This is a genomic window from Synechococcus sp. MW101C3 (assembly GCF_002252635.1).
Taxonomy (GTDB): Bacteria; Cyanobacteriota; Cyanobacteriia; order PCC-6307; family Cyanobiaceae; genus MW101C3.
In genome coordinates this window covers 179,345-205,813 of the sequence record NZ_NQKX01000002.1, presented here as the reverse complement: position 1 = coordinate 205,813, position 26,469 = coordinate 179,345, and the positions used below count along the sequence as shown (strand labels likewise).

Genomic DNA, 26,469 nt, shown 5'->3' with positions numbered 1-26,469 from the left:
CCTTGGCGGGATCGCGTCTTCTGAGCCCCATGAGGAGCGGCTGAGGCTCGCGAGGGGGCTCACACCCAGGACAATCTTCTGATGCAAAAGTTTCAGAAGGGCCACGGCGATCGCAGCCACAGGCGCAGGCATCGAACCGATCCGTTCATGCGCCACGTCCTGACCCTCTCGCTGGCCTGTGGGTCGCTGGCGGCTCCGGCGCTGGCGGCTGAATTGGAGGCGTGCCGGAACCTGCTGGATCAACGCAATGCCCTGTCCGAGCAGGCCATGAAGGCCGAAATCGCCCTGATCCGCACCATCCGTGAACGGATCTGCCCGCTCCTCAGCCAGCAGGCCGATCGGGCCAATGCCAACGACCGCAACGAGCAGACCATCGACTACCAGGCCCTGATCGAGTGCCGCCACAAGGCGGAAGAACAGCTGCTGCGCAGCCAGCGGGTTCTCTACGTCAACCGCCAGCGCTTCAGGTTCTACACGGCGGCTGGAGCCGAGCTGGCTCGGCAAGCCGATGGGCTGATGCAGCCGTTGCGGGATCGGGAGTGCTCCCAGCTGCGTTGATCAACAGCCTGAGGGCAAATGGCCCGCAAGGCCCTTGACCCTGAAGTGGCTACAGGCTGTTTGATGGGGCTTGGATGGCCTGACCATGGCGGAACCTTGCTGCAGCAGCGGAACCAGCGGGCAGACGGCTGGAGCCACCACGGGGCCGCAGCCGGAGCCGGCAAGCGTCAAGGAAGCGCTGTTTCGGATCAGCGCGATGGATTGCGCCACGGAGGAAGGCGAGATCCGCCATGCCCTCGCAGGTGTTGACGGCATCCGCGGCCTGAGGTTCCTGCTGGCCGAGCGCGTTCTGGCGATCGATGCAGAAGTAGCAGCGCTCAACTCCGCCCTTGCGGCGATCCGCCGGCTGGGATTCAACCCGGAGCCGATCAGCACCGATCAGCGGCCGTCCGCCGCCCAGACCCGCGCCGAACGGCGATTTGAACGACTCCGCCTGGCGGGCTCCCTGGCGCTGGCGATCACGGCGGAGCTGCTGCATCTGGTCGTTCCCCCCTTCCCGGGCCATGAGCTGTTGGAGATCGGGATCGCCATCGCCGCGATCGCCCTGGCGGGTTTCTCCGTGTTTCGCAAGGGCCTTGCGGCCCTGCGCCAGGGCCGGCTCAACATCAATGCATTGATGAGCGTGGCGGTCACGGGCGCCTTCCTGATCGGCCGCTTCCCGGAAGCCGCCATGGTGATGGCGCTCTATGCCGTGGCCGAGGCGATCGAAGCGCGGGCGGTGCAGCGGGCCCGCCAGGCGATCACCAGCCTGATGGCCCTGGCCCCCGATGAGGCGGAGATTCGCCAGAGCGATGGCCGCTGGCAACGCGTCTCCGCCAGTGCTGTCGCCATCGGAGATGTGGTGCGCGTCCGCCCGGGTGAGCGCCTGCCGCTCGATGGCACGGTGCTCTCCGGCGTGAGTGCGATCAACCAGGCGCCGATCACCGGCGAAAGCCTGCCGGTCGACAAAGGCCCAGGTGATGAGGTGTTTGCGGGCACGATCAACCAGGGCGGCGCCCTGGAAATCCAGGTGACGGCGCCTGCTTCGCTCAGCACCCTGGCGCGCATCATCCACGCCGTGGAGGAAGCCCAGGCCTCCCGTGCTCCGATCCAGCGCTTCATCGATCGCTTCGCGGCCCGCTACACCCCGGCGGTGTTCGTGGTGGCCCTGGCGGTTGCTCTGCTGGCGCCGCCCTTGCTGGGTTTCACACCCCTGCAGGCGATCTACAAGGCGCTGGTGCTGCTGGTGATCGCCTGTCCCTGTGCCCTGGTGATCGCCACTCCGGTGACGGTGGTGAGCGGCCTGGCCACAGCCGCCCGTCGCGGCATCATCATCAAGGGCGGTCTTTACATCGAGGAGGCCCGCAAGATCAAGGTGCTGGCGCTCGACAAGACCGGCACGATCACCCTGGGCCAGCCCAAGCTGGTGGCCTTTTCCCCTCAGCAAGAAACGGCAGACGCTGGCGTTCTCAAACAGTGGGCCAGCAGCCTGGCGGAGCGCTCCGACCATCCGGTGTCGCGGGCGATGGCCGTTGGCCTCGATGGCGAGCGGTTGGCTGTGGAGGCCTTCGAGGCCCTGCCGGGGCGCGGGGTGCGCGGCGTGATCGCGGGCCGCCATTTGATGCTGGCCAACCACCGCTGGATCGAGGAGCTAGGGCTTTGCTCCAGCGCACTGGAGGCGTCGATGCAGGTCCATGAGCGCCAGGGCCGCTCGCTCAGCCTGCTCGCGGATAACAGCGGCGTGCTCGCCCTGATCGCCGTCGCCGACACCGTTCGGCCCAGCTCGGCGGCGGCCATGGAGGCCCTGCGGGCCCTGGGCGTCACACCGGTGATGCTCACGGGTGACAACGCAGCCACCGCCGGCGCGATCGCAGCCCAGGCCGGCATAGAGCAGGTGAAAAGCAACCTGCTGCCGCAGGAGAAGCTCGAGGCGGTGGCTGTCCTGCAGGCCCGCTATGGATTCGCGGCCATGGCAGGCGATGGCATCAACGATGCGCCGGCCCTGGCCAAGGCGGACATCGGCTTTGCGATGGGGGCAGCCGGCACCCACATCGCCATCGAAGCGGCCGATGTGGTGATCATGAATGACGATCTGATGCGCGTACCGGAAACGATCGCCCTCTCTCGCCGCACCTTCACCATCCTGCGCCAGAACATCGCGCTGGCCCTGGGGATCAAGGCCCTTTTTCTGGTGCTCACCGTGGCCGGGAACGCCACGATGTGGATGGCGGTCTTCGCGGACATGGGCACGAGCTTGATCGTGATCGCCAATGGTCTGCGACTGCTCCGCACACCCATGCTCGGAAAGATCAAGGGCTCAGCGTGGTCGGGAACGATCAGATCTGAGCCTTGTCGATGCGAGCCGAACGGTTCAACTCCATAAGGATGCCGCAGGTCTTCACCTCATCCGGTTGCTGACAAAGCCCTCTGAGCTGCCGTAGCTGATCCTGGAGTTTGTGCAACTCATTCACGCGGGCATCGACCTCTGCAATCTTCTCGTCCAGCAGGGCATTCACCGTCAGACAGCTTCCGGATGGTGTGTCGAGCACCCCAATCAGGATGCGGACCTCCTCCAGGCTCATGCCAAGGCTGCGGCAGTAGCGGATGAAGCGCAACTGCTCCACATGCCGCGGCGTATAGAGGCGGTAGTTGCCATCCGTGCGTTGCGGCACCGGCAGCAAGTGCTCGCGTTCGTAATAGCGAATGGTTTCGATCTTGACCCCGGTGGACCGTGCCAACTCGCCGATCTGCATGGATTCATCCCCTTGGGTAGGCAAGTCGGGCGGGCAAGCCTCCCTTGCGCAACGCTAGGCCCTTGACCCTGAAGCCACTTCAGGCTTTTCGATGGTTGCATCTCCTCCTCTCGACCTCTGAGCTGGCGGTGATCCCTTCCCCAGGGCGAGGTCAGGCCAGCCATGCCCCAGCAGGATCGCAGCCACCCTCGCCTTAGCCTCCAGCTCCGCTGGCGTCGCTTCATGCCTGATGCACCGCTGGGCACGGCCCCGCGCACCAATGACCAGACGGTGGAGGTGCCTGCCGGCCTGGGCATGCTTCGCACCTTCCTGCGGGTGCTCGGCCCTGGCTACCTGGTGGCCGTGGGCTACATGGATCCAGGCAACTGGGCCACGGATCTGGCGGCTGGCTCCCAGTTCGGCTATCGCCTGCTCTGGGTGATCGGGCTCTCCAGCCTGATGGCGATGGTGCTCCAGTCGCTCTGCTGCCGGCTGGGCATCGCCACAAGGCTGGATCTGGCCCAGGCCTGCAGCCAGCTTCTGCCGCGGTTCTGCCGAATTCCCCTGTGGTTGCTGGCCGAGGTGGCGATCATTGCCTGCGACCTGGCCGAGCTGGTGGGCAGCGCCATTGCCCTGCAGCTGCTCTTCGGTCTTCCCTTGCCCTGGGGTGTGGGCCTCACGGCCGCCGACACCCTGCTGCTGCTGGCCCTGCAACGCTTCGGGATCCGCCGGCTGGAGGCCCTGGTGATTGCCCTGGTGGCCCTGGTGGGGGGCTGTTTCGCGGTGGAGATGTTCCTGCTGCAGCCGGACTGGGGCCAGGTGGGCCAGGGCTTCATACCCCAGGCCGCCAGCCTCAGAGACGGGCAGCAGCTGTTTTTGGCGGCCGGGATTCTCGGGGCCACGGTGATGCCCCACAACCTCTATCTGCACTCCTCGCTGGTGCAAACCCGCCGCTGGATCGGCGGCCAGGTGGCGCAGCGCAGGGCCCTGGCTTTCAGCACCTGGGACACGCTGATCGCCCTCAGCCTGGCCTTTCTGATCAATGTCTCGATCCTGGTGCTGGCCGCCGGCAGCTTCTACGGCCGGTTGCCGCAGCCGGTCACCGACCTCAGCGAGGCCTACCGGTTGCTGACTCCCATGCTGGGCACGTCGCTCGCCAGCGTGCTGTTCGGGGTGGCCCTGCTGGCGGCGGGCCAGAGCTCCACCCTCACGGCCACCATGGCCGGCCAGATCGTGATGGAGGGGTTCCTGCAGATCCGTCTGCCGGACTGGAAGCGGCGGCTGCTCACCCGCGGTCTCGCCTTGATCCCGGCGATGGCCACGGTGATCCTGTTCGGGGAAAGGGCTACCACGAACCTGCTGGTGCTGAGCCAGGTAGTGCTGTCTCTGCAGTTGCCGTTCGCGGTGATCCCGCTGGTTTGGTTCTGCGGACGGCGTGGCCTGATGGGTGAGTTGAGGGCACCGCTTTGGCTACAGGCCATGGGCTGGCTCTGCGCCAGCGTCATCGTCCTGATCAACCTTTCGCTGCTGAGTGCTGTCGTGCGGGGCACCTGAGCCCTGGACAGCCTGCTTGAACCAGTCAACGAAGCTTCCATCCATGGAGCGGAGGCTCCTTACGGCGCGATCTGTCACCCGAGAGAACCCTTGGTCGTGGCCTCTGATTCATCAATGGAGCCGATAGGCCATGGTGTTAAGCAGGCAACCTCACTCCTGGTCCACCTCATCACCACTGGGGACTGCAGGGTCTCCAGCCCGCCTTGCGCTTCTCATCCCAGAGCTTGAGGGCCTCAGCCCGGCTCAGCTCTCGGCGTGATTTCAGCAAAGGGATCTCCTGATCGGGCAGCAGCTCACAGGTGATGACCTCGGCCTTTGGTTCTGTCAAGTGACATCCGGAATTAGTGCTGGACCAGTTTTCGCTGTCGCCTGACATCCTGAATGAAGACTACGGGCACTTCTGCCCTGACACTTGAGGACATGGAATCAGAGGACTATGAGTCAAACCAAGAAAGTGTCAGGCCAAGGGCATCGATTTGATCCATTACGATTTTGTTGAGAACACGGCCTAGAACTACCTGTGGTTCATCAGCACGAATTGGGACGACCGAATGTTGGATGGTCTTCGATTGATTCGACCCTTTGACGATTTTGCGCCTGATCAGGGAGTTTCCTGCTTCCAGTCCACAAACATAGGCTCTTTCCTGACAAAGACCTTTGGCACCATGCTCTTTGTCGCCCATCCGCACCCAATCACCAGCGCAGACGATCGTCTCTACTGAGGTTTCCAAGGGTGGGCGCTTCCTAAAACTGCCGGGAGAGAAGTGAGACACAGAATCTGGATAACGCCGTACCTCGTAATCAACTACCTTCGCGTTCCTAAATTCAGGGTGAGCAATTGGAAGCAAGTCATGCATAAGTCGATCAACAATCTCTTGATCATTCATCACTGCGATGACAGATGCGTTGTAAAAGTCGCTTGCAATCACGGAACCCTGCGGCTGGTCATGACCCCATAGCGCCCGCTCCGATTCCTTTTGCAGTTGGTCAAGCATGAAAAAGGTGCCTCCAGCGCCCTTCAGCGATTCGAAGCGAGAGAAAACATTGGCTGGGTAAGCGATTGGAACATAGCGATCCAGCCAAAGACGTGTTGAAACGACATCGATCGAACCGAGAGAAGCAGCGGCAACAAGCTCTGGCGCTGCTTTGCTGCATTCTGGCGATTGAGACATCAGGGATTTAAGTCCTTTAGCACCCACCGCTAAAACCACAGCATCGACGTCATCAATCACCTTGACTTCATTTGTTGTTACACTTTGAATTTCAACCGAGCTTATGCGTTGCGTCTCAGGTGAAACATTCAACCGTGTCACGAAGGTTCCCCCAAGGACGCGTAGATGATGGCGTGACATCAGTCTTCGAGCGAGAGGCTCAAACAGTTGTTCGGCAATGCTTTTTGAATTAATCCAACGAACATCAAACGAGTCTTGATGCGCCAGGGCATAGTAATAGAGGAGCTCCATAGTGACAGCGGCCGAAACTTCTTCGGGAGGCTTGAACAACCCAACCAGCAAGATCGGTCGCAAGAAATCATTAATTTGTCGATCGCTGATGCCAAGCTTTATAAACAGTGATTGTGCACTAAGGTTGTCGTATTTCTGGAAAACCTTGTCGCTGCGATAGAGGTCCAGCATGGCATAGAGAAGTCCTGCGATGCTGAGTCGATCTTGAATGGGAAGTCGCTTGAAGTTTTTGATTGTTGCAATCACTTGGCCTAGGGGGCTTGGCCATTGGGGTGATTCTCCAAAAACAGGAGCTGTTGCTTCCAATCCATCGGGTGACCAAAAAGCACTGGTTGTGAAGTCAGTGAAAATATTGCCAACTTCGAGCTCTTCTGTGAGGGCATTGATGTTGGGATAGTCCTTCCAAAAGCCCCTGGTTCCAGCCTCAAAGGGTTTACCGCTTTTGGTTGTGATTGGTTGACTGCCGGTTGGATCGAGCATCCCATCGATCAAGGTCACGTCAACGCCGGCTTCGCAGAGTGTCTTTGCGGCACCCCAGCCAGCCCATCCGCCTCCGATGACGACCACATGAGATTGTTTTCTGTCGGGCATGGTGTCGTCTGGCATGGCTCGTTCTAGCTGGCAGCGGCGGTGTGAGCGGTTTTGGCGGTCGCGACGCCCGCCAGGGTCGATAGGGTGCCGCCAGCGAGTGTGCGCGGATGACTGAATCAGCACGGGACGAGGGCCAGGCCCCACCGGCGGGCTGGAGCCAACTCACAGCGATCAACACCGCCAAAATGCTCACGATTGTGCTGCTGCTGGTGCTGGCGGCCGTGGTCGGGGTGAAGGACATGCGCCAAGTGGTCTATCTCAGCCTGCACATCAGCTACTGCCTCTGGTGGCTGCTGGAGCAGTGGCTGTTTCCCGAGCGGGCTCGGCAGCTGTTCAGAGAGCGTGTGGGGGTGGTGGGGTTTGGCTTCGCCCTGCTGTTCATCGGAGTGCTCTACAGCCTGCCGGGGCTGCTGGCTTTTCTCAATCCCGTACCGATCTCCCAGGCCGCCGTGGCCGTGGCGCTGGGGCTGTTCAGCTTCGGCAGCCTGATCAACGCCAGCGCCGATGCACAGAAAACCACCGCTAAAGCGATGGGTGCTGGCCTGGTGAGCGACGGCATCTGGCGGCGTGTGCGCCATGTGAATTACCTCGGCGATCTGCTGCGCTACATGAGCTTCGCGGTGGTGGCCGGCAACGGCTGGGCCTACCTGGTGCCGGCTCTGGTGCTGCTGATCTATCTGCAACGCATTGGCCAGAAGGAAGTGCAGATGGCGGCGAAGTACCCGGAGTTCAGCGCCTGGCAGCAGCACAGCGCTCGGCTTTTGCCAGGCCTCTGGTGAGGCCCACGCAGCCGGCATCACCCGTGGCAAGCAGCTGGTGATGCCGATGTACACCAGATTGCGATGCAGCATGGGTTAGCAAAGGGATCACCTCGGCGGGGTATTCGCTGCCCTGGCTCTTGTGGCTCGTGCAGGCATTGGCCGGCACGAGGGTGCCGAGTTCGCCCCTGGGTTCCGGGCCACGAAAGATACCCCCACCCTGTCGCCTGATCAGGCGGCGCCCTTCGTTGGCCCGCTCCACACTGAATGGTGGGCCACCGGCCCGTGTCGTACGCCTGAGCTCGATGCCAGCACCGATGGTTGCCGCCAGCACCCCCATCAGCGTGGACCTTGAGCAGGGGAAGGAGTACTTCTATTGCGCCTGCGGAAGGTCGGCTGACCAGCCCTTCTGCGACGGCTCCCATCAGGGCACCGGGTTCAGTCCCCTGGCCTTCGTGGCCGAAACGAGCGGCAGGGCCGTGCTGTGCCGCTGCAAGCAGACCGCCACTCCGCCTTACTGCGACGGCAGCCACAGCCAGGTGCCGGCCGATCGGGTCGGATCGCTCTACAGCGTCCACGCGGATCAGCCCAAGCCCGAGCTGGTTGATGCGATGCCGACGCCCCAGCCCACGCCGGAAGAGCCCAGCGTGGCGCTGATCCACGAGCTGGCCGAACATGGCCTCGATCGGGTAGGCCTCGAGGGGCCTCTGGCGGCCATGGGCGTACCGCGCTCGCAGCTGCCTTGCTGGGACGACATCCAGATCCTGGTGGCCCAGCTGGCCCGCCAGCCCCTGCCAAGCGAGACGGCGGTTGGCACCGAGCTGGTGATCGGCCCCCAGGCGCGGCGACCCCTGCGACTGGAGCTTCCCTTGCTGGTCTCCGACATGAGTTTCGGGGCCCTTTCCGAGGAAGCCAAACTGGCCCTGGCCAAAGGGGCGGAGCTGGCCGGGACGGCGATCTGCTCCGGGGAAGGCGGGATGCTGCCGGAGGAGCAGGCTGCCAACAGCCGCTACCTCTTCGAACTGGGTCCGGCCCGGTTCGGCTACCGCGAGGAGCTGCTGCCGTTGGTGCAGGCCTTCCACTTCAAGGCCGGCCAGGCCGCCAAGACCGGCAGCGGCGGCTACCTGCCCGCCAGCAAGGTCACCGCCCGCATTGCCGCCATCCGTGGCTTGCCTGAAGGCCAGCCGATCCACTCACCTCCCACCTTCGTCGATCTCCACACGCCGGGGGATTTCCGCGCCCTCGCCGATCGGGTGCGGGAACTCACCGGTGGCATTCCGGTGGGCTTCAAGCTCAGTGCCCAGCACATCGAGGCCGACCTGGACTTCGCCCTCGAGGCCAGCGCCGATTACCTCATTCTCGATGGCCGCGGCGGCGGCACCGGCGCCGCTCCCCTGCTGCTGCGCGATCACATCGCCGTGCCCACCATCCCTGCCCTGGCGCGGGCCCGGGCCCACCTCGACCGCCGGGGTGCCAGCGGCCGCGTCACCCTGATCGCCACCGGCGGACTGCGCACTCCGGCCGACTGCGTCAAGGCCCTGGCCCTGGGGGCCGATGGGATCGCCCTGGCCAATGCTGCGATCCAGGCGATCGGCTGTGTCGGCGCCCGGATCTGCCACACCAACCGCTGCCCTGCGGGCATCGCCACCCAGGATCCACAGCTGCGCCGCCGGCTGGAGGTGGAGCATGCCGCCCAGCGGCTGGCCAGGTTCCTGCAGGCGGCGGTGGCGCTGATGCAGGTGCTGGCACGGGCATGTGGCCATGACCATCTGCGCGGCTTCTCCAGGATCGACCTGTCCAGCTGGCACCGGGAGGTGGCGGATCTGGCCGGGATCGCCTGGAGCGGCTCGGCTCAGGACGCTCCGGAGGGTTAGGAGTTTGCCGAAAAAATCGACCAGCCCTCGCGCTATGGCCCAAGGCAACAGCAAGGCGGTGGGTTGCGGCTGTGGTGCCGAGCAGGCGGCTGAACTGCAGCGCCGCACCCTCTGGGTGGTGCTGGTGATCAACGCCGCCATGTTTGTGGTGGAACTGGCTGTAGGCCTGCGAGCAGGCTCCACCGGCCTGATTGCTGACTCCCTCGACATGCTGGCCGACGCGGGTGTCTATGGGCTCAGCCTGGGAGCCGTGGGCAGCCGCATGACGCAGCAGCGCCGGGCCGCCGTGCTCAGCGGTCAGCTGCAGATCATCCTGGCGATCTTGGTGCTGCTGGATGTGTTGCGGCGCACCGCGGTGGGCAGTGAACCGATCAGCGCCCTGATGGTGGGCATCGGCGCCCTGGCCCTGCTGGCCAACCTGCTCTGTCTGGTGCTGGTACGCCGGCACCGTGAGGGCGGCGTGCACATGCGGGCCTCAGTGATCTTCTCCACCAACGACACCCTGGCCAACCTGGGCGTGATCGTGGCCGGCCTGCTGGTGGCCTGGAGTGGCAGCCGCATCCCTGATCTGCTGATCGGCATCGCCATCAGCTTGCTGGTCCTGAACGGAGGCCGGCGGATCCTGCGGGAGGCTCGGGCCTCACGCGTCTGAGCCATCGGGCCCCTGGGTGTTCGGCAGGTGGCCGGTCTTGACCCAGATCGTGCAACCGGCCTCGCTCCAGGGTCGGTGCACGCTGCGGGGCGGGTTGCGCAGCCAGCTGCCGGCCGGATAGGTGCCCTGGACGTCCTGGAACACGCCAGCGAGCACCAGGATCTCCTCGCCGCCCGGATGGCCATGGCGCTGAAACACCGTGCCCGGAGCCCAGCGCACCAGGGCCACGTGCTCGGAGCCGAAGGCATGCAGCGGCATCACCTCCAACCCCGGCACCAGCCCGGGCAGCCAGGCCTCTCGGGTGGTGTCGATCACCAGGCGCGGCTGATCGGCAGGGTGCATCTGATGCAGCTTCACCAGCAGCGTGCAGCCTTCTTCACTGAAGGGCGCATGGCTGGAGCCGACTGGGTTGCGCAGATACGTGCCGATTGGATAGTCGCCCTGCTCGTCGGAGAAGGTGCCCTCCAGGACCAGGATCTCCTCGCCGCCACCGTGACTGTGGCGTTCAAACCGGCTCCCGGGCACGTAGCGCACGATCGAAGTGGCCCGGGCCACTTCGTCGCCACGCCGATCGAGCATGCGCCGCTCCACTCCCGCCATCGGCGAGGCGGTCCAGGGCAGGCTGCTGGTGTCCAGCACGGCGCGCTGGCTGAGATCGGGATGGAGCTCCATGGGCCCAATTCTCGTCAACGGGGGGAGAGGGAGGCCTGCGGCACCCACTGGGGCGGGCAGACCTGCCAGCCCTGACGAAGCATCTACCGCCACAGCCTGATGGCCTCCTCGCGAGACAGTTCCCGGCGCCGTTTGAGGAGTGGTGCCGGCTGGCCGGGCATCAGCTCGCCGCTCGTCACCGCCAGCGTCTGGCTCCAGCAGTCGTAGCTGACGGGTCTGAAGTGCAGCACCTGGTGGCCACTCAGGATCAGCCCACCTCCGGGCACCAGCCCAGCTGGCGCGTCATGTCATCGGTCCAACCCTGGCACCGGCGGGTGAGGTGCTCTGTCCACTCTCTAGCGCCCACTGTGCAGCTACCAGCTCTGGATAACGAGCACCAGCATCAAGTGCTGCGGGGATTACACCTGCCCATTTGTTCGGATAAGCCTTGACTGACATGAACCAAATGCATGTATGCCAGATCTAATAAGACTATGAATACTACTACATAATCCGGTCAGCGGTCCATTATTGGTCCACCAGCTTTGACTAACTCAAGCCCAGCCCTGTAATGGCAAAGGATCTCAGGCACAAAACACCACTACCAGGAGATGGTCGCCGATGGTGACAGCGGTGGTGGCACTACCACTGAAGCCCCAGGCGCCTACCAGCCAAAGAAAGACGATCCAGTCGGCATGGCGTTCTTTCCACTGACTCTCGTTGCATCGTCATCACCAAGGGCACGTTCTGCTCATGCATGAATCACCATGCTCATGCACGTTGTGTCCATGAGGGTTCGTGCACAGCCGCCATGGGTCAGGTTGTGCTGCCCGATCAACCCATCACCGCTTTCGGCAGGAAGGCCTGGGGTTGCCGATCAGCTTGGCCGGCAAGCCAATGGCTGATTGACGGAGTCAAGACAGCACCGAAGGGGCTGTTTCACGCATGACTCCATCAATGGTCGGCATCCCATGAGAGACGCGCGCCTACTCCCTTGGGCTCTTGGCTGTGAATGGAACCGGAAACGAACTGACGCTGGGCTCAATGATGGCCTCAATGAAGCCGTGCTGGCCTCGGCGGCCGTAGCGTTGATGAGGCTTTCCGTTCAGAGGGTAAGAACGTTGCCGGCTTGCAAGTGACATCTGACTCTGTACGTTTTCCGTTGCCCTGAGTGGTTCTGCTGGTAGAGGCCGCAAATGCATTCGGATCGACAGTCCATCGATCGGATGGCGCCCTTGGGAGTCTTGATGAGCGGCTGATGGACTTGGATTGCAACCGCTGCAAAAGAGTGGAGGGATGCAGGCATCGCCTGAAGCAGACACTCACACCTGTGCCACAACGGCCACTGGTCTGTTCAGACCATGGTGTAATGACGCGCCTCGATTAGGCGGCCTGGGTCACATTCGGTCACCGCTGGCTCTGTGGCAATGCTTGCTCCTGGCGAGCAGTTCGATTGACTGACAGGGCTCTGAGTGCCGAAACGATGGACGGACGCTTGCAACGCCTGTTGTTCACCTCGCTGCTTCCCTATTCCCTGGTCCTGGGGCTGCTTCTGCATCTGCCGGCGCGGGCCTCCACCTACCAGGCGCTCTGCGGAACCAGTGCCTGCACCGTGAACCTCGACGCCACCGGTATCGCTGCTCAGGGGCGTTTCATCCCGATCGGTCGGGTGGCCCAGTGGTTCACGGGCGGCCAGGAAACCTTCGACACCACCAACGGCACGGTGGGCGCGATCGGCGGCGGCACCGCCGGGGCGATTGCCGGTGGCGTGCTGCTGGGCCCGATCGGTCTGGTGGGGGGCATGGTGGGCGGAGCCTTCGCGGGCTCCAGGGCCGGCAAGTCGGCCGACCTGTATTTCACGGTGGTGGGCTATGACACCGCCGGCCAGAAAACCACGCTCAGTTTTCGCTTTGTGAATCCGAAACCGGCCAATCAGCTGAAGACAGAACTGCCGATGCTCACCGGTCTGGCGATGGGCCAGGTTCGTCCGATCGCCGAGCTGCAGCGCACCGGCTCCCCTCTGCCGGAGCGTCTGTCGGATCTGCCTCCCTCCCTGGCGATTCCCTCCCAGCCCTACGGCCCGCAGCGTTGAGGCGCAGGCCCGGTTGGTTGCGGCTCAGCCGTCCTGGCTTGGTTGCATCGCACAGCAGCGCGGTTGCAACGCACAAAAGCGCATCAGAGTGGAGCGATACGCAGGCACTGGCCTTGAACGTGCCCCTGCCCCCGGACTCCGAAGGCTCTCTCGCCTCGCCTCGCGAAAGGGAACCGGCTCCACCATCAGTGACCCAGGATCCGTCCAACGTGCCCGAGGCCTTCCTGCGGCTGGCTCCGTTTCTGGTGGGCCCGGCGCGGCGGGGCGTGGTGGGCTCCAGCCGCTACGCCCGCACCTTGCGTGAGGCGGTGCACCGCGCTTCCGCCGACCCCGCGCACGGGCCGGTGCTGCTCTCGGGGGAGCCGGGGCTGGAGAAGGACAACCTGGCGGCCCTGATTCACCGTGGCTCCAGCCACCGCCGCCGCCTGATGGTTCGGCTGGATGGGGCGCTGCTGCGCGCCGATGGCAGTGACCTGTTCGGTGCCGCCGGCAGTGGAGGGCGCGGCTCGCTGCTGGAGGCCCTCGGCGATGGCGCCCTGCTGATCTGCCAGCTCGATCGGGTCGATCCCGTCCTGCAGCCCGCGCTGCTGCAACTGGCCCGTGACGGCAGCTGGCAAGCGCCGGGGGAGCCACCCCAGGGCCAAGCTGGCGCGCAGCATCACTTCGCCGGGCGGGTGTTCTTCACCGCCGAATCCGCTCTGCCGGCCTTTGATCGGGTCTGCAGCCGCATCCGGGTGCCGGCGCTGCGGGTGCGGCGCCAGGACCTGGGCGAATGGTTGCGCTACCTGCTGCGCCAGCAGAGCCGCCACCTGGGCTGGCCGCTGGCGCCGGCGGTGGGGGCGGAGGTGATCCGGCGGCTTCAGACCCACGACTTCCCGGGCAACATCCGCGAGCTCAAGCAGCTGGTGGAGCGGGCCCTGCGCCAGCTGCCTGTGCCGTCTGCCGATGCCGCCACCCAGCGCCCACCACCGCAACTGCCTGAGGAGGTGTTCTGGCTGGCGCCACGTCAGCCGCGCTTGCGCTTCGATCTGTGGCGCTGGAAGCCCTCTCTGCGCGCCCGTATGCGTTCGCCGCGCTTCTGGAACGCGCTGCTGTTCGGCGTGGTGAGCTGGGTGTTCGTGCTGGTGAACATCTGGCTGTGGGCCGGCCCCCAGGACCGCGCCCACAACGGTGGGTTGGTGCTGTTCTGGGCCTGGTGGTGGCCGCTGATCCTGATCGGCTACCCGCTGGTGGGGCGCCTGTGGTGCTCGTTCTGTCCGTTCATGGTGTGGGGGGAGATCGCCCAGCGGCTGGCCCGCGCCGTGGGCTGGCGTCCCGCCGCCTGGCCCCACGGCGACACCGACGTCTGGGCGGCGCCCTGCCTGGCGGCCGGCTTCGCGGCGATCCTGCTGTGGGAGGAGCTCAGCGGCATGGAAAACCAGGCCCGGCTGAGCAGCAGCCTGCTGCTGGTGATCACCGCCGGCGCGGTGATCTGCTCGGTGCTGTTCGAGAAGCGCTTCTGGTGCCGCTATCTGTGCCCGGTGGGGGGCATGAACGGCCTGTTCGCCAAGCTCTCCGTGCTGGAGCTGCGTGCCCAGGCCGGCGTCTGCGGGGGCAGCTGCACCAGCTACGCCTGCTTCAAGGGGGGGCCGGCGGAAGGCGAGGGGCTGGCCACGGCCGGCTGCCCGCTCGGCACCCATCCCGCCCACCTGGCCGACAACCGCAACTGCGTGCTCTGCCTCACCTGCGTCCAGGCCTGTCCGCACCGCTCGGTGCAGCTCAGTGTGCGGCCCCCCGCCGCCGATCTGCAACGCGACATGCGGCCGCCGGCGGGGGAAGCCGGCCTGATCCTGGTGCTGGCCGGTGGCGTGTGCCTGCACGTGTGGCAACGCCTGCTGGGAGGCCTGCCGCTGGCGCCCGCCAGTCTGCAGGAGGGTCCGCTCCTGCCCCGGCTCGCCTTCGCCGCTGTGGCACTGGCGCTGCCGGCCGCGCTTTTCCTGCTGGCCCGGCTGGTGGCGGCGCTGCGGACCTCCATGCCGGCCGCGGGCCTGCGCTTGGCGCTCTACGGCCTGCTGCCGCTGCTGTGGGCGTTGCTGCTGGCGCGCCACCTGCCGCTCGGCATGGCGGAGGCGGGGCTGGTGCTGCCGGTCAGCTTCCAGGCGCCGCTACCGGCCTGGAGCGCCGACCCCCACGTGATCGCCTTCTGTCAGAGCGTGGTGGTGCTGGTGGGCGCCGCAGGCTCACTGCTGCTGCTGCGCCGCTTGCTGACGCCGGGGCGGTTGTCGTTGTGGGGCGGCTCGCTGGCGGCGCTGCTGCTGGCGGCGGCGGGCCGCTGGCTGGTGGCGGTGGGCTGATGCACTGATCACGGATCACTGGGGCGCGGGCTTGTGGGCGCCAGCAGCGGAGCGCTATCCAGGCGCCGGATCGCCACCACCCCTGGCATGGGTGGCCGCCCCGGCACCCCTGACGGCCAATTCGAGCCCAGCGGCACCCACCGCAACTGCTCGAAGGTGCGGCCATCGCGGTTCACGAGCGGATAGCCCTGGCCTTCGCGGGCTTTACCGGCCCTGGTGCCGTGCACTTCGCCAGGGTGCTGCACGGCCAGAAACAGGCTGGTTTCGGCGGCATCGAAACAGGGACCGCACAGCTCGCATTCCATCGGTCCTGTGGCGAACAGCAGCGCCTCCCCCGCCGCCGGGCCACTGCGGGGCAGCAGCCAGCAGCCGTTGTTGCCGAATTGCTGGATCTCACTGCCGCGGCCGGAATGGTCGGTGACCATCCAGAGGTTGCCGGCCCGATCGAAGGCGAGGTTGTCGGGGTTGGAGAAGCCGGCGCCGCCCTGCCATGGCGTGCCACCGGTGGCCGCCATGCTCCAGCGGAAACGGCTGCCCGCTTCGGGGCCGCCATCGCTGAGGCGCAGGATCCAGCCGTGCGGCCAGCTGGCTTCACCGGCCGGGCCACGGAAGATGGCGGGATCGGCGCGGCCGTCGTCATTGGCGCCGCCGGCAGTGAAGGCGACCAACAGGTCGCCGTTGAGCGGATCGAGATCGGTGTCCTCCGGCCGTGCGGAGGGCGTGGCGCCGGCGGCGCTGGCGGCCAGATGGGCATCGATCAGGATCGCCCCCATCCGCTGCTCCCCCTTGCCCGGGTAGAGGTCGCCGAGGGTGGGGAAGCGGCGGCGGTAGTCGGCCACCTGGGCATCGCTGCTGAAGCTTTCAGCGCCGGCCTGGCGCCGGTCGCTGTGGGGCAGCCGGCAGGCCTGCGACACACCGTGCCGTTCGAAGTGGCTGGGCAGCAGCGGATCGACGGCGGTGGCCGGCGCCAGCGGAATCCACTGGCCGCTGCCGTCAGCGGCGAAGCGGGCCGCCTCCAGGCGGCCGTCCTCCAGCAGGCGAGAGTTGGCAGGGTCGGCGGGATCGCGGATCCGCCCTGCGCTCACGAAGCGATAGAGATGGCCGCCCATGCGGTCGCAGCCGGAGTACACCACCAGCGGTTCACCCGCCTGCGCACGCACCGCCACCGCCTCATGGCGGAAGCGCCCCAGCCAGCTGTGCTTCACGGCGGGCTGCTCAGGCCGTTGCGGATCCAGCTCCACCATCCAGCCGTACTTGTTGCCGGCCAGGGCGAAGGGATTGCCGAGGCCTTTCACCCGCTGTTCGCCGAACTGGAATGGCAGCTGTGCAGGCGACGAGGCGCTGCCATCGGCATGCACCGCCTCCACCACCTGATCCTGGATGTTCTCCTCAGCGCTGAGCACGGTTCCCCAGGGGGTGACGCCACCGGCGCAGTTGGCGAAGGTGCCGATCACCCGATCGCCGAGCCCGTCGTCGTAGCCAAGGCGCTCGCGGGCGCGGAACACTGCCGCCGCTGGCCCACTCACGCGCAGCAGAGCGGCCGGATCCTCCAGACCGCTGAGCCCATCGATGCGCCGGTCGTAGCGGCCCGGTTCGCGCCGCCAGCTGCCCTCGCCATCGCGGCGCAGGGCGATCACGCCGACGCCCAGATCGCGCAGGGCTTCCGCCGCCAGCTGGCGGCACTGCCGCGCCAGGGGGTCGCTGGGATCGAGCGACGGCACGTCCACAGCCCCGCCCCGTTTCACCAGCGCCTGGATCACGGCGCGGCCGGGCAGCTCCGCACCGGTGGCTTCCTTGAAGCCCTCCAGCCAGGGCCGCGGGCTGATGTACTCGAAGTTGACCGTCAGCAAGGCCAGGCCATCGCCCAGCTCCCGCAGGGCCAGGTAATCGTTGTTGTAGCCAAAGCGGCCTGCGGCCACTGGCTCCCCCCACACCGCCACCAGCTCGGCGCGGTAGCCATCCGGCACCACCATCCGGTCGTCGAGCGTGATCGTGCTGAACAGGCGCAGCTGCTCGGCGCCACTGAGCCCGGCCACCGGCAACGGCAGGGGTCCGGGCAGGGGCTTGAAGGGCAGGGCGTTCAGGGAGGGAGGCCGCCGCGCGGCCGTGCGGGAAAGGGCCTGGGCGGCCGGCGGGTTGGCCCCGCCAGAAGCGGCAGCAGCGGCAGCCGATACCCCCAGCAGGGCGAGCAGCTCGCGGCGGCGCAGGAGCGGATCAGCAGCCATGGGTCATGGCGATGCGCAGCGGGCGCACGCCCCAGATGCCATCGCAATACTGGCGGATGGCGCGGTCGGAGGAGAAGAAACCACTGCGGGCGGTGTTCAGCAGCGACCGGCGTGTCCACAGGGCCGGCTGGCTCCAGGTGCGGCTCACCTGGTCCTGGCAGGCGAGATAGTCGTTGAAATCCGCCAGTAGAAAATAGGGATCGGCCCCCCGGATGGAGTCGACCAGAGGGCGGAACAGGTTGCCATCCCCTTCGCTGAAATGGCCCGCGCTGATCAGATCCAACGCTTCGCGTGCCAATGGTATTGCCTCCAATCGGTCATGGGGTTGACCTTTGGCGCGCAGCTCGGCGATCTGCTCGCTGGTGCGACCGAACAGGAAGAAGTTCTCGGCACCCACCTGATCGCGGATTTCGATGTTGGCCCCGTCAAGGGTGCCGATCGTGAGCGCACCGTTGAGAGTGAACTTCATGTTGCCCGTGCCGGAAGCCTCCAGGCCGGCGGTGGAGATCTGCTCGGAGAGATCGGCCGCTGGATACACCTTCTCCCCCAGCTTCACGTTGTAATCGGCCAGGAACACTACCTTCAGCAGCCCGTGAACATCGGGGTCGGCGTTGATCACACCAGCCACGCCGTGAATGAAGCGGATGATCAATTTCGCCATCGCATACCCCGGCGCTGCCTTGCCACCAAAGATCACGGTGCGCGGCACCATGCCATCGCTGTCGCCGCGTTTGAGCCGGAGGTATTGAGCCACGAGTTGCAGGGCATTGAGGTGCTGCCGCTTGTATTCGTGGATCCGCTTCACCTGGACGTCGAACAGGCTGGTCGGATCGATCACCTGCCCGGTTCGGGCCTCGATCAGAGCCGCCAGGCGCTCTTTGGCGGCGCGCTTCGCCCCGGCCCAGCGCTCTAGAAAGGCTGCATCGTTCTGCCAGGTTTCCAGCCGCTGCCAGAGCTCCGGAGCGGCAGGCCAGGCGGTTCCGAGCGCTTCGTTCAGCAGGGTCCCCAGGTCGGGATGGGCGAGGGCCAGCCAGCGACGCGGTGTCACACCGTTGGTGACGTTGGTGAACCGCTCCGGCCAGAGGCGGGCGGCGTCGGGGAAGAGGCTGGTGCGCACCAACTCGCTGTGCAGGCTGGCCACGCCGTTGATTCTGTGGGCCGCCGCCACGGCCAGGTGGGCCATGCGCACCCGCTTGCCGTCCGTCTCCTCGATGATCGACAGCCGCCGCAGCAGGTCGTTATCGCCCGGTTGGCGCAGCCGCACCTCCTGCAGATAGCGGTGGTTGATTTCCAGAATCACCTCCAGATGCCGTGGCAGCAGCGAGGCAAACAGGCCCAGATCCCAGCACTCCAGTGCCTCCGGCAGCAGGGTGTGATTGGTGAAGGCGATCGATCGGCTGGTGATCTCCCAGGCGGCTTCCCAGCCCAGCCCATGCTCATCCACCAGCAACCGCATCAGCTCGGCCACGGCGATCGCGGGATGGGTGTCGTTGAGCTGAACGGCCCAGTGATCAGCGAACGCCTCGATCGGGATACCCCGCAGCACGAGGCTGCGCAGCATGTCCTGCAGGGAGCAGCTCACGAAGAAGGCCTGCTGCCGCAGCCGCAACCGCCGTCCGGCATCACTGCCGTCATTCGGATAGAGCACCTTGGAAATGGTTTCCGATCCCACCTTCTGCTCCACCGCGCCGTAGTAATCGCCGCGATTGAAGGCATGGAAGTCGAAGTCTTCGGCGGCGCCGGCGCGCCAGAGCCGCAGCCGGTTGCAGCTGTTGACGCGAAAGCCCAGCACCGGCACGTCGTGGGGGATGCCGATGACCGCTTCAGCAGGCACCCAGCGATGCCGCAGTTCACCCCGTTCGTCGCGGACCTGTTCGGTGTGGCCGCCAAAACCCACCCTGCAGCTGCGCTCGGGTTGAATCAATTCCCAGGGCCAGCCTCCCTTCAGCCAGCCGTCGGTGATCTCCACCTGCCAGCCGTGCTCGATCAGCTGATCGAAAATGCCGAACTCGTAGCGAATGCCGTAGCCGGTGGCGGGGATTTCCAGGCTGGCCAGCGACTCCATGTAGCAGGCCGCCAGGCGTCCGAGGCCGCCGTTGCCAAGACCCGGCTCCTCCTCCTCATCGAGCACCGTGTCCAGGTTGTTGATCCCGAAACGACGCAGGGCTTCCCTGGCCTGTTCGACGATGCCCAGCATCAGCAGGTTGTTGCCCAGTTGCGGCCCGATCAGGAACTCAGCCGAGAGGTAGGCCACCGCCTTGGGCCGCAGCCGCCGCAGCTCGTCCTTGTAAGCGAGGTGGCGGGTCATCAGCCGGTCGCGCACGGCATAGCTGAGCGCCATGTAGAGGTCGTGGTGGCTGGCCCCCCTGGCCTGCCGGCCCAGTGTGTAAAAGAGGTGCTCGGTCATGCCGTCGACCAGATCGGCGGCGCTCAGCCCGTTGCGTTGCGGGTCGCCGTAGCTAGCCGGCAGGGGCAGATCGGCGCTGGAGGGCGCAAGACCCGGCGTCTGCGATCCGGACATTGCTGACGGGCGTGGAACCCTTTCAAGCTGTCGGTAGCTGGTTAAGGGCTCTTCAACACACGGTTGAGCTTCGGAAGCCGTCACATTTCGCGGCCAGCCCCGCTGCTGCGCTGCAGCGCTGTCGCCTGGATCACGCCGGCGCGGCTGATGATCGCCGCGCTGCTGATGATGGATGTCCTCCCTGGCGGCGAGCGTGGGCGGCCCATCTGAGGACGATGACGCCGTGTGCACCGGACAGGCGACGGCGGTCGACTGCCGGGCCGGTCTGGTGCTGGTGTGTGGCCTCGGCTCGCTGGGCCAGGCCTGCCTGAGCCGCCTGCTTAGCTTCGACGTGCCCCTGGCGGGGCTCGATCTGGAACCGCCCAGCAGGCTCGATCCCTCCCTGCGGCAGCGGCTCGGCGCGGGGCTGCTGCAAGGCGACATGCGCCAGCCCCGCGACCTGCAGCGGGCCGGTCTGCACCAGGCGCGCGCCGTGCTGCTGCTCAGCTCCGATGGCTCGGTGAATGTGGAAGCGGCGCTGCAGTGCCGCCTGCTCAACCCCGACGCCACGATTGTGCTGCGATCCTCCAGCCGGCAGGCCAGCCTGGGAGCGCTGCTGGAAGCCCGCCTGCCCGGTCTGGCGGTGGTGGATCCGGCCTTGCTGGCCACCGGCGCGATCAGCGGCGCGTTGCGCCCGGGCGAAGCAGCCGCCAGCTTTGAAGCCGATGGCCAGCTGTATCACTTGGTGGAAGGGCCCCGCCAGGACCCTCGCTGGCAGCGACCGGTGCAGCTCCCCGACCAGGCCGGGGGCGGTGGGAGCGATCTGCTGCTCACGCCGGGATCATTCCACCCGCTCGGGGTGGCGCCCACTGCCGCCGGCCAACGCGCCGAATCGGTGGCGGGAGTCACCGCCTTGCCACGGCGGCTGCTGGCGCCCCTCGCCCGCCGTTCACGGGCGCAGTGGCTGGCCGTGGGTGCTCTGGCCCTGCTGCTGGTGATCGGCCCACAGCTGTTTTCCCAGCCGGGCAGCTGGCGGCAGGGGATGTTCGTCACCCTTGCGCTGCTCAAGGGGGAATACGTGGATCCGGTCAACGTGCTGCTCGATGGCGGCGCAGGCCTGGCGGAGGCCAGCGGCTGGCTGATCACCGGCACGCTGCTCTATTCGTTGGTGGGCACCCTGCTCACGTCGGCGCTGGTGGCCGTGCTGCTGGAACGGTTGCTGCGTGATCGGCTCGTGCGCCGACGTCCTGCCCGGCTGCGGCGGGGGCTGCGGCCGGTGTTACTGGTGGAAGGCGGCGACCTGGCGCGTGGCGTGGCGCACGCCCTCCAGCGCCAGAAGTTGCCGGTCGTGCGGGTGCAGCCGGGGGAGGACTGGGAGGACCAGAAGGCTGGCACCCCCATCTACGAGAGCGTTGATGCGGCCCTGACCGCCCTCAGGGGAAGCAGGGTGTCGGCCGTGGGGCTGCTCTCTCCCGATCTGCTGGCGAATCTGGAAGCGGCGCTGGCGCTGCAGCGGCGCTGGCCCGAGGCACGCCTGGCTGTGCTTGCCCACGCCTTGGCAGCGGCGCCCAGGCTAGGAGAGTTGCTAGGCGGAGTCACGGTGATCTCGGCGGTGGACCTGGCCGCTGACGCCCTGGTGGCTACCGCCTTTGGGGAACGGGTGGAGGGGGTGGTGGGCATCGGCGGCCACCACCTGCTGCTGGTGCGCTACCGCATCGCACCCGGCGACACCCTGCTCGGCCGCACCATCGCCCGCTTGGAGCACGGATATGGCGTCACTGCCGTGTCTCTGAGGCGCCGCGGCAGCGCCACGGTGATCGAGCTGCCGGCCTGTGATCTGGTGGTGGCAACGGGCGATGCGGTGTTGGTATTGGCCACGCTGAAAGGGTTGCGCAGGATCGAGCGCGGGGAGGCCGTGCCGCCGGCCTGGCGGTTACGGCTGCGCGTGCCTGATGGAGTAGAGGGGGAGGCGCGTTTCGAATGTCAGCAGTGTCTGGCCCGCTGGTTGGGCTGCGCGCCGGGAGAGACCACTGGGTTGCTCGCCAAAAGCGAGGCTCTCACCCCGCTGCTCGACCGTGAGCCCGCCGAACGGCTGCACGCTGAGCTCCGTCGGTTGGGAATCTTCAGCCAGCTGGAAGGGCAGCTGCCAGGTCAGCTGGAACCCCAGCCGTAACACCAGTGGGTGAACCGAGCAGCGCTTGATCAGGGCCCTTTCACGCCTGCGGCGATCGCCGCGCTGCCCTGGGGTGAGAGGGCGTAGCCGAGGAAGGCCTGGACGGCGGGGGCGGCCGGCTCCCGGTAGGCATAGAAGAGGGGACGCTTGAAGGGATAGTCCTGCGCTTCCGGGGTGATGCCGTCGATCGGCACCACGCGCACTGTCTGTTGATCAGCCACCTGGGCGTAAGTGGCGTAGCCGATGCCGTCCGTGCCGAGCAGGCGCAGCATCGGCGTGGTGGCGTCGCGCTCCATGGTGGTGATGGTGGGGCCACTGCCGAAGGGCTGCCCCTCCAGCACCAGGGCGCGGAAGGCCGAATGGGTGCCGCTGACGCTGGGGCGGTTCAACACCCGGATGGCCCGATTTGGGCCGCCGAGCGTGGCCCAGTTGATGATCTCGCCGCGGAAGATCTGCACCGCCTGACTGCGGGAGAGGCCACGGCGGAAGGGGTTGTCGATGCCCACCACCAGGGCGATCCGGTCGTCGGCCACCGGCACGGCTCTCAGGCCCCGCCCCTGCTCTTCAGAGGTCAGCGGCCGCGAGATCGCCGCCAGGGTCACGGAGCCGCCCAGCAGCGCCTGGATGCCGTTGTCTGTGCCCACTGAGGCGGTGGTGACCTCCGTGCCCGGAAACGCCGCCATGAAGCCGGCCTTGAGGGCTTCGTTGATCAGCACCATGCTGGTGGAGCCATCGATGCTGACGGCCGTGCCGGCCGGCACGGCGCTGGGCGGCGGGAAGGCGGCCGCTGCAGGCTCCTGGCCCGGCAGACCGGGCAGCCCCTGCGGCGGGCTGGGCACCCCTTGCGGCAGGCCGGGCAGGGAAGGACGGGCACCCAGCAGGCCCAGGAGTTGGTTGCGGCCACCCCAGAGAGCACCGGCTGCGATCACCAGCAGCAGGATGTAAACGATCGGCGGCGGCCCGCTGCGTTTGCCGCCCGGGGTCTCACCGTTCATGGTTGCCTGTCTTCGAACTGGGGCAGGGGGGCAGCTTCAAGGGCCTGAAGCCGCTGGGTGACCTCCGCATCGAGCGAAAGCTGTTCCAGATCGGCCGTGAGCTTTTCCTGCGGATTTTCGCTGAGTTCGGCGAGGGCGGCGTTGCGCAGATTTCGACCCTCCACCGCGTTCCTTGCCTGTTCGAAGGAGGAGCGGGCGGAGCCGATGTCGAAGTCGTTGTTGACCTTGGCGATCGATTCCAGCGCGGCGTTCACTTCCGCCAGATCCTTCATGTTCTGCATGTCGCTCTTGTAGTGCTCGAGCTTGAGGCGCTCCCGGTTGAGCTTGTCCTTGGAGGCGGTGACATAGGCCTCAGCCTGCTGCACCTGCTGCTCCAGGGCGGGCAACAGCTTCTCGATCTGGATGGCGCGGCCCATCGCCAGCTTGGCGCCGTCGATCTGGCCGGCCCGCTGGGCCAGCTGGGCCTGCTGCTCGTAGGTGCTGAGCTCGATCGTTTTCGTCTGGTACTTCTTCTTGGCCCGCTCATAGGCGCCCACCTGCATGGCCACCGCCTGGGCGAGTTTCTGCACGGATAGCTGCATCGACTGCAGGGATTCCTCCGCCACCGCCACCGCCACCTGGCCGCCGGATTCCACCGGCCGCCCCCACAGCCAGCGCCAGCTACCCACCACCACACGGCCGGCTCGATCGCCCATCAGCCAGTAGATCAGTCGCTTCACGGGAAGGTGCGCCGTCGCCCCAGCGTACGTAGCCCGTCCAGTGCGGCTCAGATCCCCTCGGCCCGCCTCGCCTCCGCCATCAGCCGCTCCAGCCTGGTCAGCACCGATTCATTGCTCATGCGGTTGTTGAGCCGCTCGGCCAGCAGCGGAAAGGCGAACGGCCCCGGACGCGGCGTGTGCTCCAGGCGCAGCTCGCTGGCCCGGAGACGCGTGAGGGCGGCCTGCAGACGGCCCAGCTCCAGCTGCTCGTCGAGCACCTCACGGCGTGCCTGGGCCAGCAGGCGGTTGGCCGGCTCGTGCTGCTGGAACACATCGAACAGCAGGCTGGCACTGATCTGCAGTTGGCCGCCGGTTTTGTTCTGGCCAGGAAAGCCGTTCAGCACCAGCCCGCTCACCTGGGCGATCGCGCGGAAGCGGCGGCGGCACAACTCCGACAGGTTGATCGTGCGTTCCAGGTCGTCCTGCAGCCCCGCCGCTTCCAGCAGCGCGTCGCCGGCCTGCTCGAACAGCTCGGCGAAGGGATAGCCGCGCGGCGCCAGCAGCTCGAAGCCGTAGTCGTTCACTGACACCGTGATCGTGCCGGCCTGAAGCCGCGCCAGGCGGCCGGCCCAGAGGAAGCCGAGGCCCTCATGCACGAAGCGCCCTTCAAACGGATAGGCGTAGAGGTGGCTGCCTTCGCGGCTGCGGGTGATCTCCACCAGAAACTCATGCGCGCGTGGCAACGCCGACACCTCGTGCTGGCGGCGCAGCAGAGGCTCCAGGGCGCGTAACTCGGGGGTGTCGAGCGTGGCGGCATCCTCGGGGTCGCGGCTGGATGCCAGGGCCCGGGCGCAGCGGTCGACCTCCTGGCGCAGGTGTTCGCTGAGCAGATCGGAGAGGGCCATCTGCCCACCGGCCCAGGCCGGCACCAGGGTGCTCTTGCGGGTGCTGGCCTTGACCAGGGCGGTCATGTCGCGCAGGCGCACGAATTCCAGCTGGCGGCCGGCGAAGAAGAACACATCGCCGGGCTTGAGCCGGCTGACGAACCCCTCCTCCACATGGCCGAGCGTGGCGCCCCGCACCACCTTCACCGTGATCGAACGGCTGGCAGTGATCGTGCCGATGTTGAGGCGGTGCAGCCGGGCGATGGCGGTCTCGCGCACCCGGTAACGGAAGGGAGCTTCTGCGTGGTCTTGCGTTTCACGCGTGCGTTCAGGCACCGCACCCGCCAGCGGGGTGCCTTCCACTGCCGTGGTTCCTGCTGGCGCCGCCAACGGCTCGCGTTCGAGCTTGCGGTAGCGGGGATAGGCGCCGAGGCAGTCGCCGCCGTGCTCAAGGAAGCGCAGGCACCAGTGCCAGTCGTCGTCGCTGAGCTGGCGGTAGCTCCAGGCGCTGCGCACGCTGGCCAGCTCCTGCGCCGGCTCAAAGCCCGGCCCGCAGGCCAGGGTGGTGAGGTGCTGCAGCAGCACATCGAGGGGCGCCTGCGGCGGCCGGCGCCGTTCCACCAGCCCCGCCGCCAGCCCGCGCCGCATCGCGCTCACCTCCAGCAGCTCCAGGGCGTTGGTGGGCATGAACAGCACCTGGGAGGTGCCGCCGGGGCAATGGGCGGAGCGGCCGGCCCGCTGCAGCAGCCGCGCCAGGTTCTTGGCACTGCCGATCTGCACCACCCGCTCCACCGGCTGAAAGTCAACGCCCAGGTCGAGCGAGCTGGTGCACACCACCCAGCGGATCCCGCCTGTCTTCACCCCCGCTTCGATCGCCTCCCGTTCGGCCCGGTCGATCGAGCCGTGGTGCAGCGCCAGTGCCCCCTCCATTTCCGGGCAGGCATACCGCAGGCATTGATGCCACCGCTCCGACTGGTTGCGGGTGTTGGTGAACAGCAGCGTGGAGACGGCGGGATCGAGTGCCGCCACCAGCTCTTCATACATGCGTAGGCCCAGGTGACCCGCCCAGGGGAAGCCGTCGATCTGGTCGGGCAGCAGGCTGCGGATCTCGGTGTGGCGGCGCAGCTTGGCGGTGACGATCAACGGCGGCGGAGCCGCTGCCCCCACCGCCGCGCACGCCGCCTCCTCCAGGTTGCCGATCGTGGCGCTGATCGCCCAGGTGCGCAGGCCCGGCCGGCGCTGGCGCAACCAGCTGAGGCACAACTCGCACTGGCTGCCGCGCTTGCTGCCCATCAGCTCGTGCCATTCATCCAGCACCACCGTTTCGAGGCCGCCGAACAGCTCGTCGGCCTTGGCCCCCGCCAGCAGCACCGACAGCGATTCCGGCGTGGTGATCAGGATCTGGGGCGGCTGGCGCAGCTGGCGGCTGCGCTCGGCGCTGGTGGTGTCGCCATTGCGGATGCCCACGCGCAGCGGCCAGCCCATCGCCTCGATCGGCGCGCGGATCGCCAGGGCCAGATCGCGGCTGAGCGCCCGCAGCGGTGTGAGATACAGCAGCTGGATGCCCGCACCTGGACGCGCCAGCATGCGGGCGATTGGACCCATCACGGCGGCGTAGGTCTTGCCGGCGCCGGTGGGCACCTGGATCAGCCCGTCGCGGCCCTCCAGATAGGCCTTCCAGCACTGGCGCTGAAACGGCATCGGCCGCCAGCCCTGGAGCTGGAACCAGTCGTCGATCGGGCGGAGCGGCGCGCCCC

General features: G+C 66.8%; 19 protein-coding genes. 9 read left to right on the top strand and 10 right to left on the bottom strand.

What is annotated here, in order from left to right; translation table 11 throughout:
- Positions 1–147: 147 nt before the first annotated feature.
- Positions 148–558 (top strand): hypothetical protein, encoded by a 411-nt coding sequence (locus CJZ80_RS03295; protein WP_144036891.1) that lies wholly within the window; start codon positions 148–150, stop codon positions 556–558.
- A gap of 85 nt (positions 559–643) precedes the next feature.
- A complete protein-coding gene (locus CJZ80_RS03290; protein ID WP_233132763.1) occupies positions 644–2,920 on the top strand; it encodes a cation-translocating P-type ATPase in 2,277 nt (758 codons plus the stop codon).
- On the opposite strand, the gene cadR is transcribed toward CJZ80_RS03290, so the two are convergent.
- Positions 2,874–3,290 (bottom strand): Cd(II)/Pb(II)-responsive transcriptional regulator, encoded by a 417-nt coding sequence (gene cadR / locus CJZ80_RS03285; RefSeq protein WP_094510642.1) that lies wholly within the window; start codon positions 3,288–3,290, stop codon positions 2,874–2,876. The genes CJZ80_RS03290 and cadR overlap by 47 nt on opposite strands.
- 222 nt (positions 3,291–3,512) lie before the next feature.
- On the opposite strand from cadR, the gene CJZ80_RS03280 reads away from it, so the two are divergent.
- Positions 3,513–4,823 carry an Nramp family divalent metal transporter gene (locus tag CJZ80_RS03280; RefSeq protein ID WP_094510779.1) on the top strand — a complete coding sequence of 437 codons (1,311 nt, stop codon included), beginning with the start codon at positions 3,513–3,515 and terminating at the stop codon, positions 4,821–4,823.
- A gap of 169 nt (positions 4,824–4,992) precedes the next feature.
- Here the strand turns inward: CJZ80_RS03280 and CJZ80_RS03275 are convergent, their stop codons facing one another.
- The gene (locus tag CJZ80_RS03275) at positions 4,993–5,199 is read right to left on the bottom strand and encodes a DUF1651 domain-containing protein (protein WP_094510641.1); all 207 of its coding nucleotides are present in this window, start codon (positions 5,197–5,199) and stop codon (positions 4,993–4,995) included.
- Positions 5,200–5,257: 58 nt separating this feature from the next.
- Complete coding sequence (locus CJZ80_RS03270; protein WP_094510640.1) at positions 5,258–6,892, bottom strand: FAD-dependent oxidoreductase; 1,635 nt, start codon at positions 6,890–6,892, stop codon at positions 5,258–5,260.
- Between the two features lie 92 nt (positions 6,893–6,984).
- On the opposite strand from CJZ80_RS03270, the gene CJZ80_RS03265 reads away from it, so the two are divergent.
- The 3 genes from CJZ80_RS03265 to CJZ80_RS03250 all read left to right on the top strand — a co-directional run bounded on the left by CJZ80_RS03265 (position 6,985) and on the right by CJZ80_RS03250 (position 10,161).
- Positions 6,985–7,656 carry an isoprenylcysteine carboxylmethyltransferase family protein gene (locus CJZ80_RS03265; RefSeq protein WP_094510639.1) on the top strand — a complete coding sequence of 224 codons (672 nt, stop codon included), beginning with the start codon at positions 6,985–6,987 and terminating at the stop codon, positions 7,654–7,656.
- Positions 7,657–7,940: 284 nt separating this feature from the next.
- On the top strand, positions 7,941–9,509 hold the full coding sequence (locus CJZ80_RS03255) for a glutamate synthase-related protein (RefSeq protein ID WP_094510638.1): 1,569 nt from the start codon (positions 7,941–7,943) through the stop codon (positions 9,507–9,509).
- A gap of 34 nt (positions 9,510–9,543) precedes the next feature.
- Positions 9,544–10,161 (top strand): cation transporter, encoded by a 618-nt coding sequence (locus tag CJZ80_RS03250; RefSeq protein WP_198948220.1) that lies wholly within the window; start codon positions 9,544–9,546, stop codon positions 10,159–10,161.
- On the opposite strand, the gene CJZ80_RS03245 is transcribed toward CJZ80_RS03250, so the two are convergent.
- Both CJZ80_RS03245 and CJZ80_RS15580 read right to left on the bottom strand, forming a co-directional pair.
- Positions 10,150–10,833 (bottom strand): cupin domain-containing protein, encoded by a 684-nt coding sequence (locus CJZ80_RS03245; RefSeq protein WP_094510636.1) that lies wholly within the window; start codon positions 10,831–10,833, stop codon positions 10,150–10,152. The two genes, CJZ80_RS03250 and CJZ80_RS03245, sit on opposite strands and share 12 nt — an antisense overlap.
- An 83-nt stretch (positions 10,834–10,916) precedes the next feature.
- Positions 10,917–11,063, bottom strand: coding sequence for a DUF1651 domain-containing protein (locus CJZ80_RS15580; RefSeq protein ID WP_255374106.1), 147 nt, complete (start codon positions 11,061–11,063; stop codon positions 10,917–10,919).
- Between the two features lie 1,232 nt (positions 11,064–12,295).
- Between CJZ80_RS15580 and CJZ80_RS03230 the strand changes: the two genes are divergently transcribed.
- Both CJZ80_RS03230 and CJZ80_RS03225 read left to right on the top strand, forming a co-directional pair.
- Entirely contained in the window at positions 12,296–12,904 is a 609-nt protein-coding gene (locus CJZ80_RS03230; protein ID WP_144036890.1) for a hypothetical protein, read from the top strand.
- 188 nt (positions 12,905–13,092) lie between these two features.
- Positions 13,093–15,237, top strand: coding sequence for a 4Fe-4S binding protein (locus tag CJZ80_RS03225; protein ID WP_094510633.1), 2,145 nt, complete (start codon positions 13,093–13,095; stop codon positions 15,235–15,237).
- Between the two features lie 8 nt (positions 15,238–15,245).
- Here the strand turns inward: CJZ80_RS03225 and CJZ80_RS03220 are convergent, their stop codons facing one another.
- Together CJZ80_RS03220 and CJZ80_RS03215 are read right to left on the bottom strand one after the other, a co-directional pair.
- Complete coding sequence (locus CJZ80_RS03220) at positions 15,246–17,462, bottom strand: PhoX family phosphatase (RefSeq protein ID WP_094510632.1); 2,217 nt, start codon at positions 17,460–17,462, stop codon at positions 15,246–15,248.
- Positions 17,452–19,983 carry a glycogen/starch/alpha-glucan phosphorylase gene (locus CJZ80_RS03215; RefSeq protein ID WP_094510631.1) on the bottom strand — a complete coding sequence of 844 codons (2,532 nt, stop codon included), beginning with the start codon at positions 19,981–19,983 and terminating at the stop codon, positions 17,452–17,454. The genes CJZ80_RS03220 and CJZ80_RS03215 overlap by 11 nt, the downstream gene beginning before the upstream one ends.
- 172 nt (positions 19,984–20,155) lie before the next feature.
- On the opposite strand from CJZ80_RS03215, the gene CJZ80_RS15270 reads away from it, so the two are divergent.
- Positions 20,156–22,135, top strand: coding sequence for an NAD-binding protein (locus CJZ80_RS15270; RefSeq protein WP_094510630.1), 1,980 nt, complete (start codon positions 20,156–20,158; stop codon positions 22,133–22,135).
- A gap of 29 nt (positions 22,136–22,164) precedes the next feature.
- On the opposite strand, the gene CJZ80_RS03205 is transcribed toward CJZ80_RS15270, so the two are convergent.
- Genes CJZ80_RS03205 through CJZ80_RS03195 form a run of 3 tightly spaced genes read right to left on the bottom strand, consistent with a single transcriptional unit; the run spans position 22,165 to position 26,413 of the window.
- Positions 22,165–23,130 carry a substrate-binding domain-containing protein gene (locus CJZ80_RS03205; protein WP_094510629.1) on the bottom strand — a complete coding sequence of 322 codons (966 nt, stop codon included), beginning with the start codon at positions 23,128–23,130 and terminating at the stop codon, positions 22,165–22,167.
- Positions 23,127–23,849 carry a PspA/IM30 family protein gene (locus CJZ80_RS03200; RefSeq protein ID WP_094510628.1) on the bottom strand — a complete coding sequence of 241 codons (723 nt, stop codon included), beginning with the start codon at positions 23,847–23,849 and terminating at the stop codon, positions 23,127–23,129. The genes CJZ80_RS03205 and CJZ80_RS03200 overlap by 4 nt, the downstream gene beginning before the upstream one ends.
- Positions 23,850–23,896: 47 nt before the next feature.
- The gene (locus CJZ80_RS03195; RefSeq protein WP_094510778.1) at positions 23,897–26,413 is read right to left on the bottom strand and encodes a DEAD/DEAH box helicase; all 2,517 of its coding nucleotides are present in this window, start codon (positions 26,411–26,413) and stop codon (positions 23,897–23,899) included.
- Positions 26,414–26,469 lie beyond the last annotated feature (56 nt).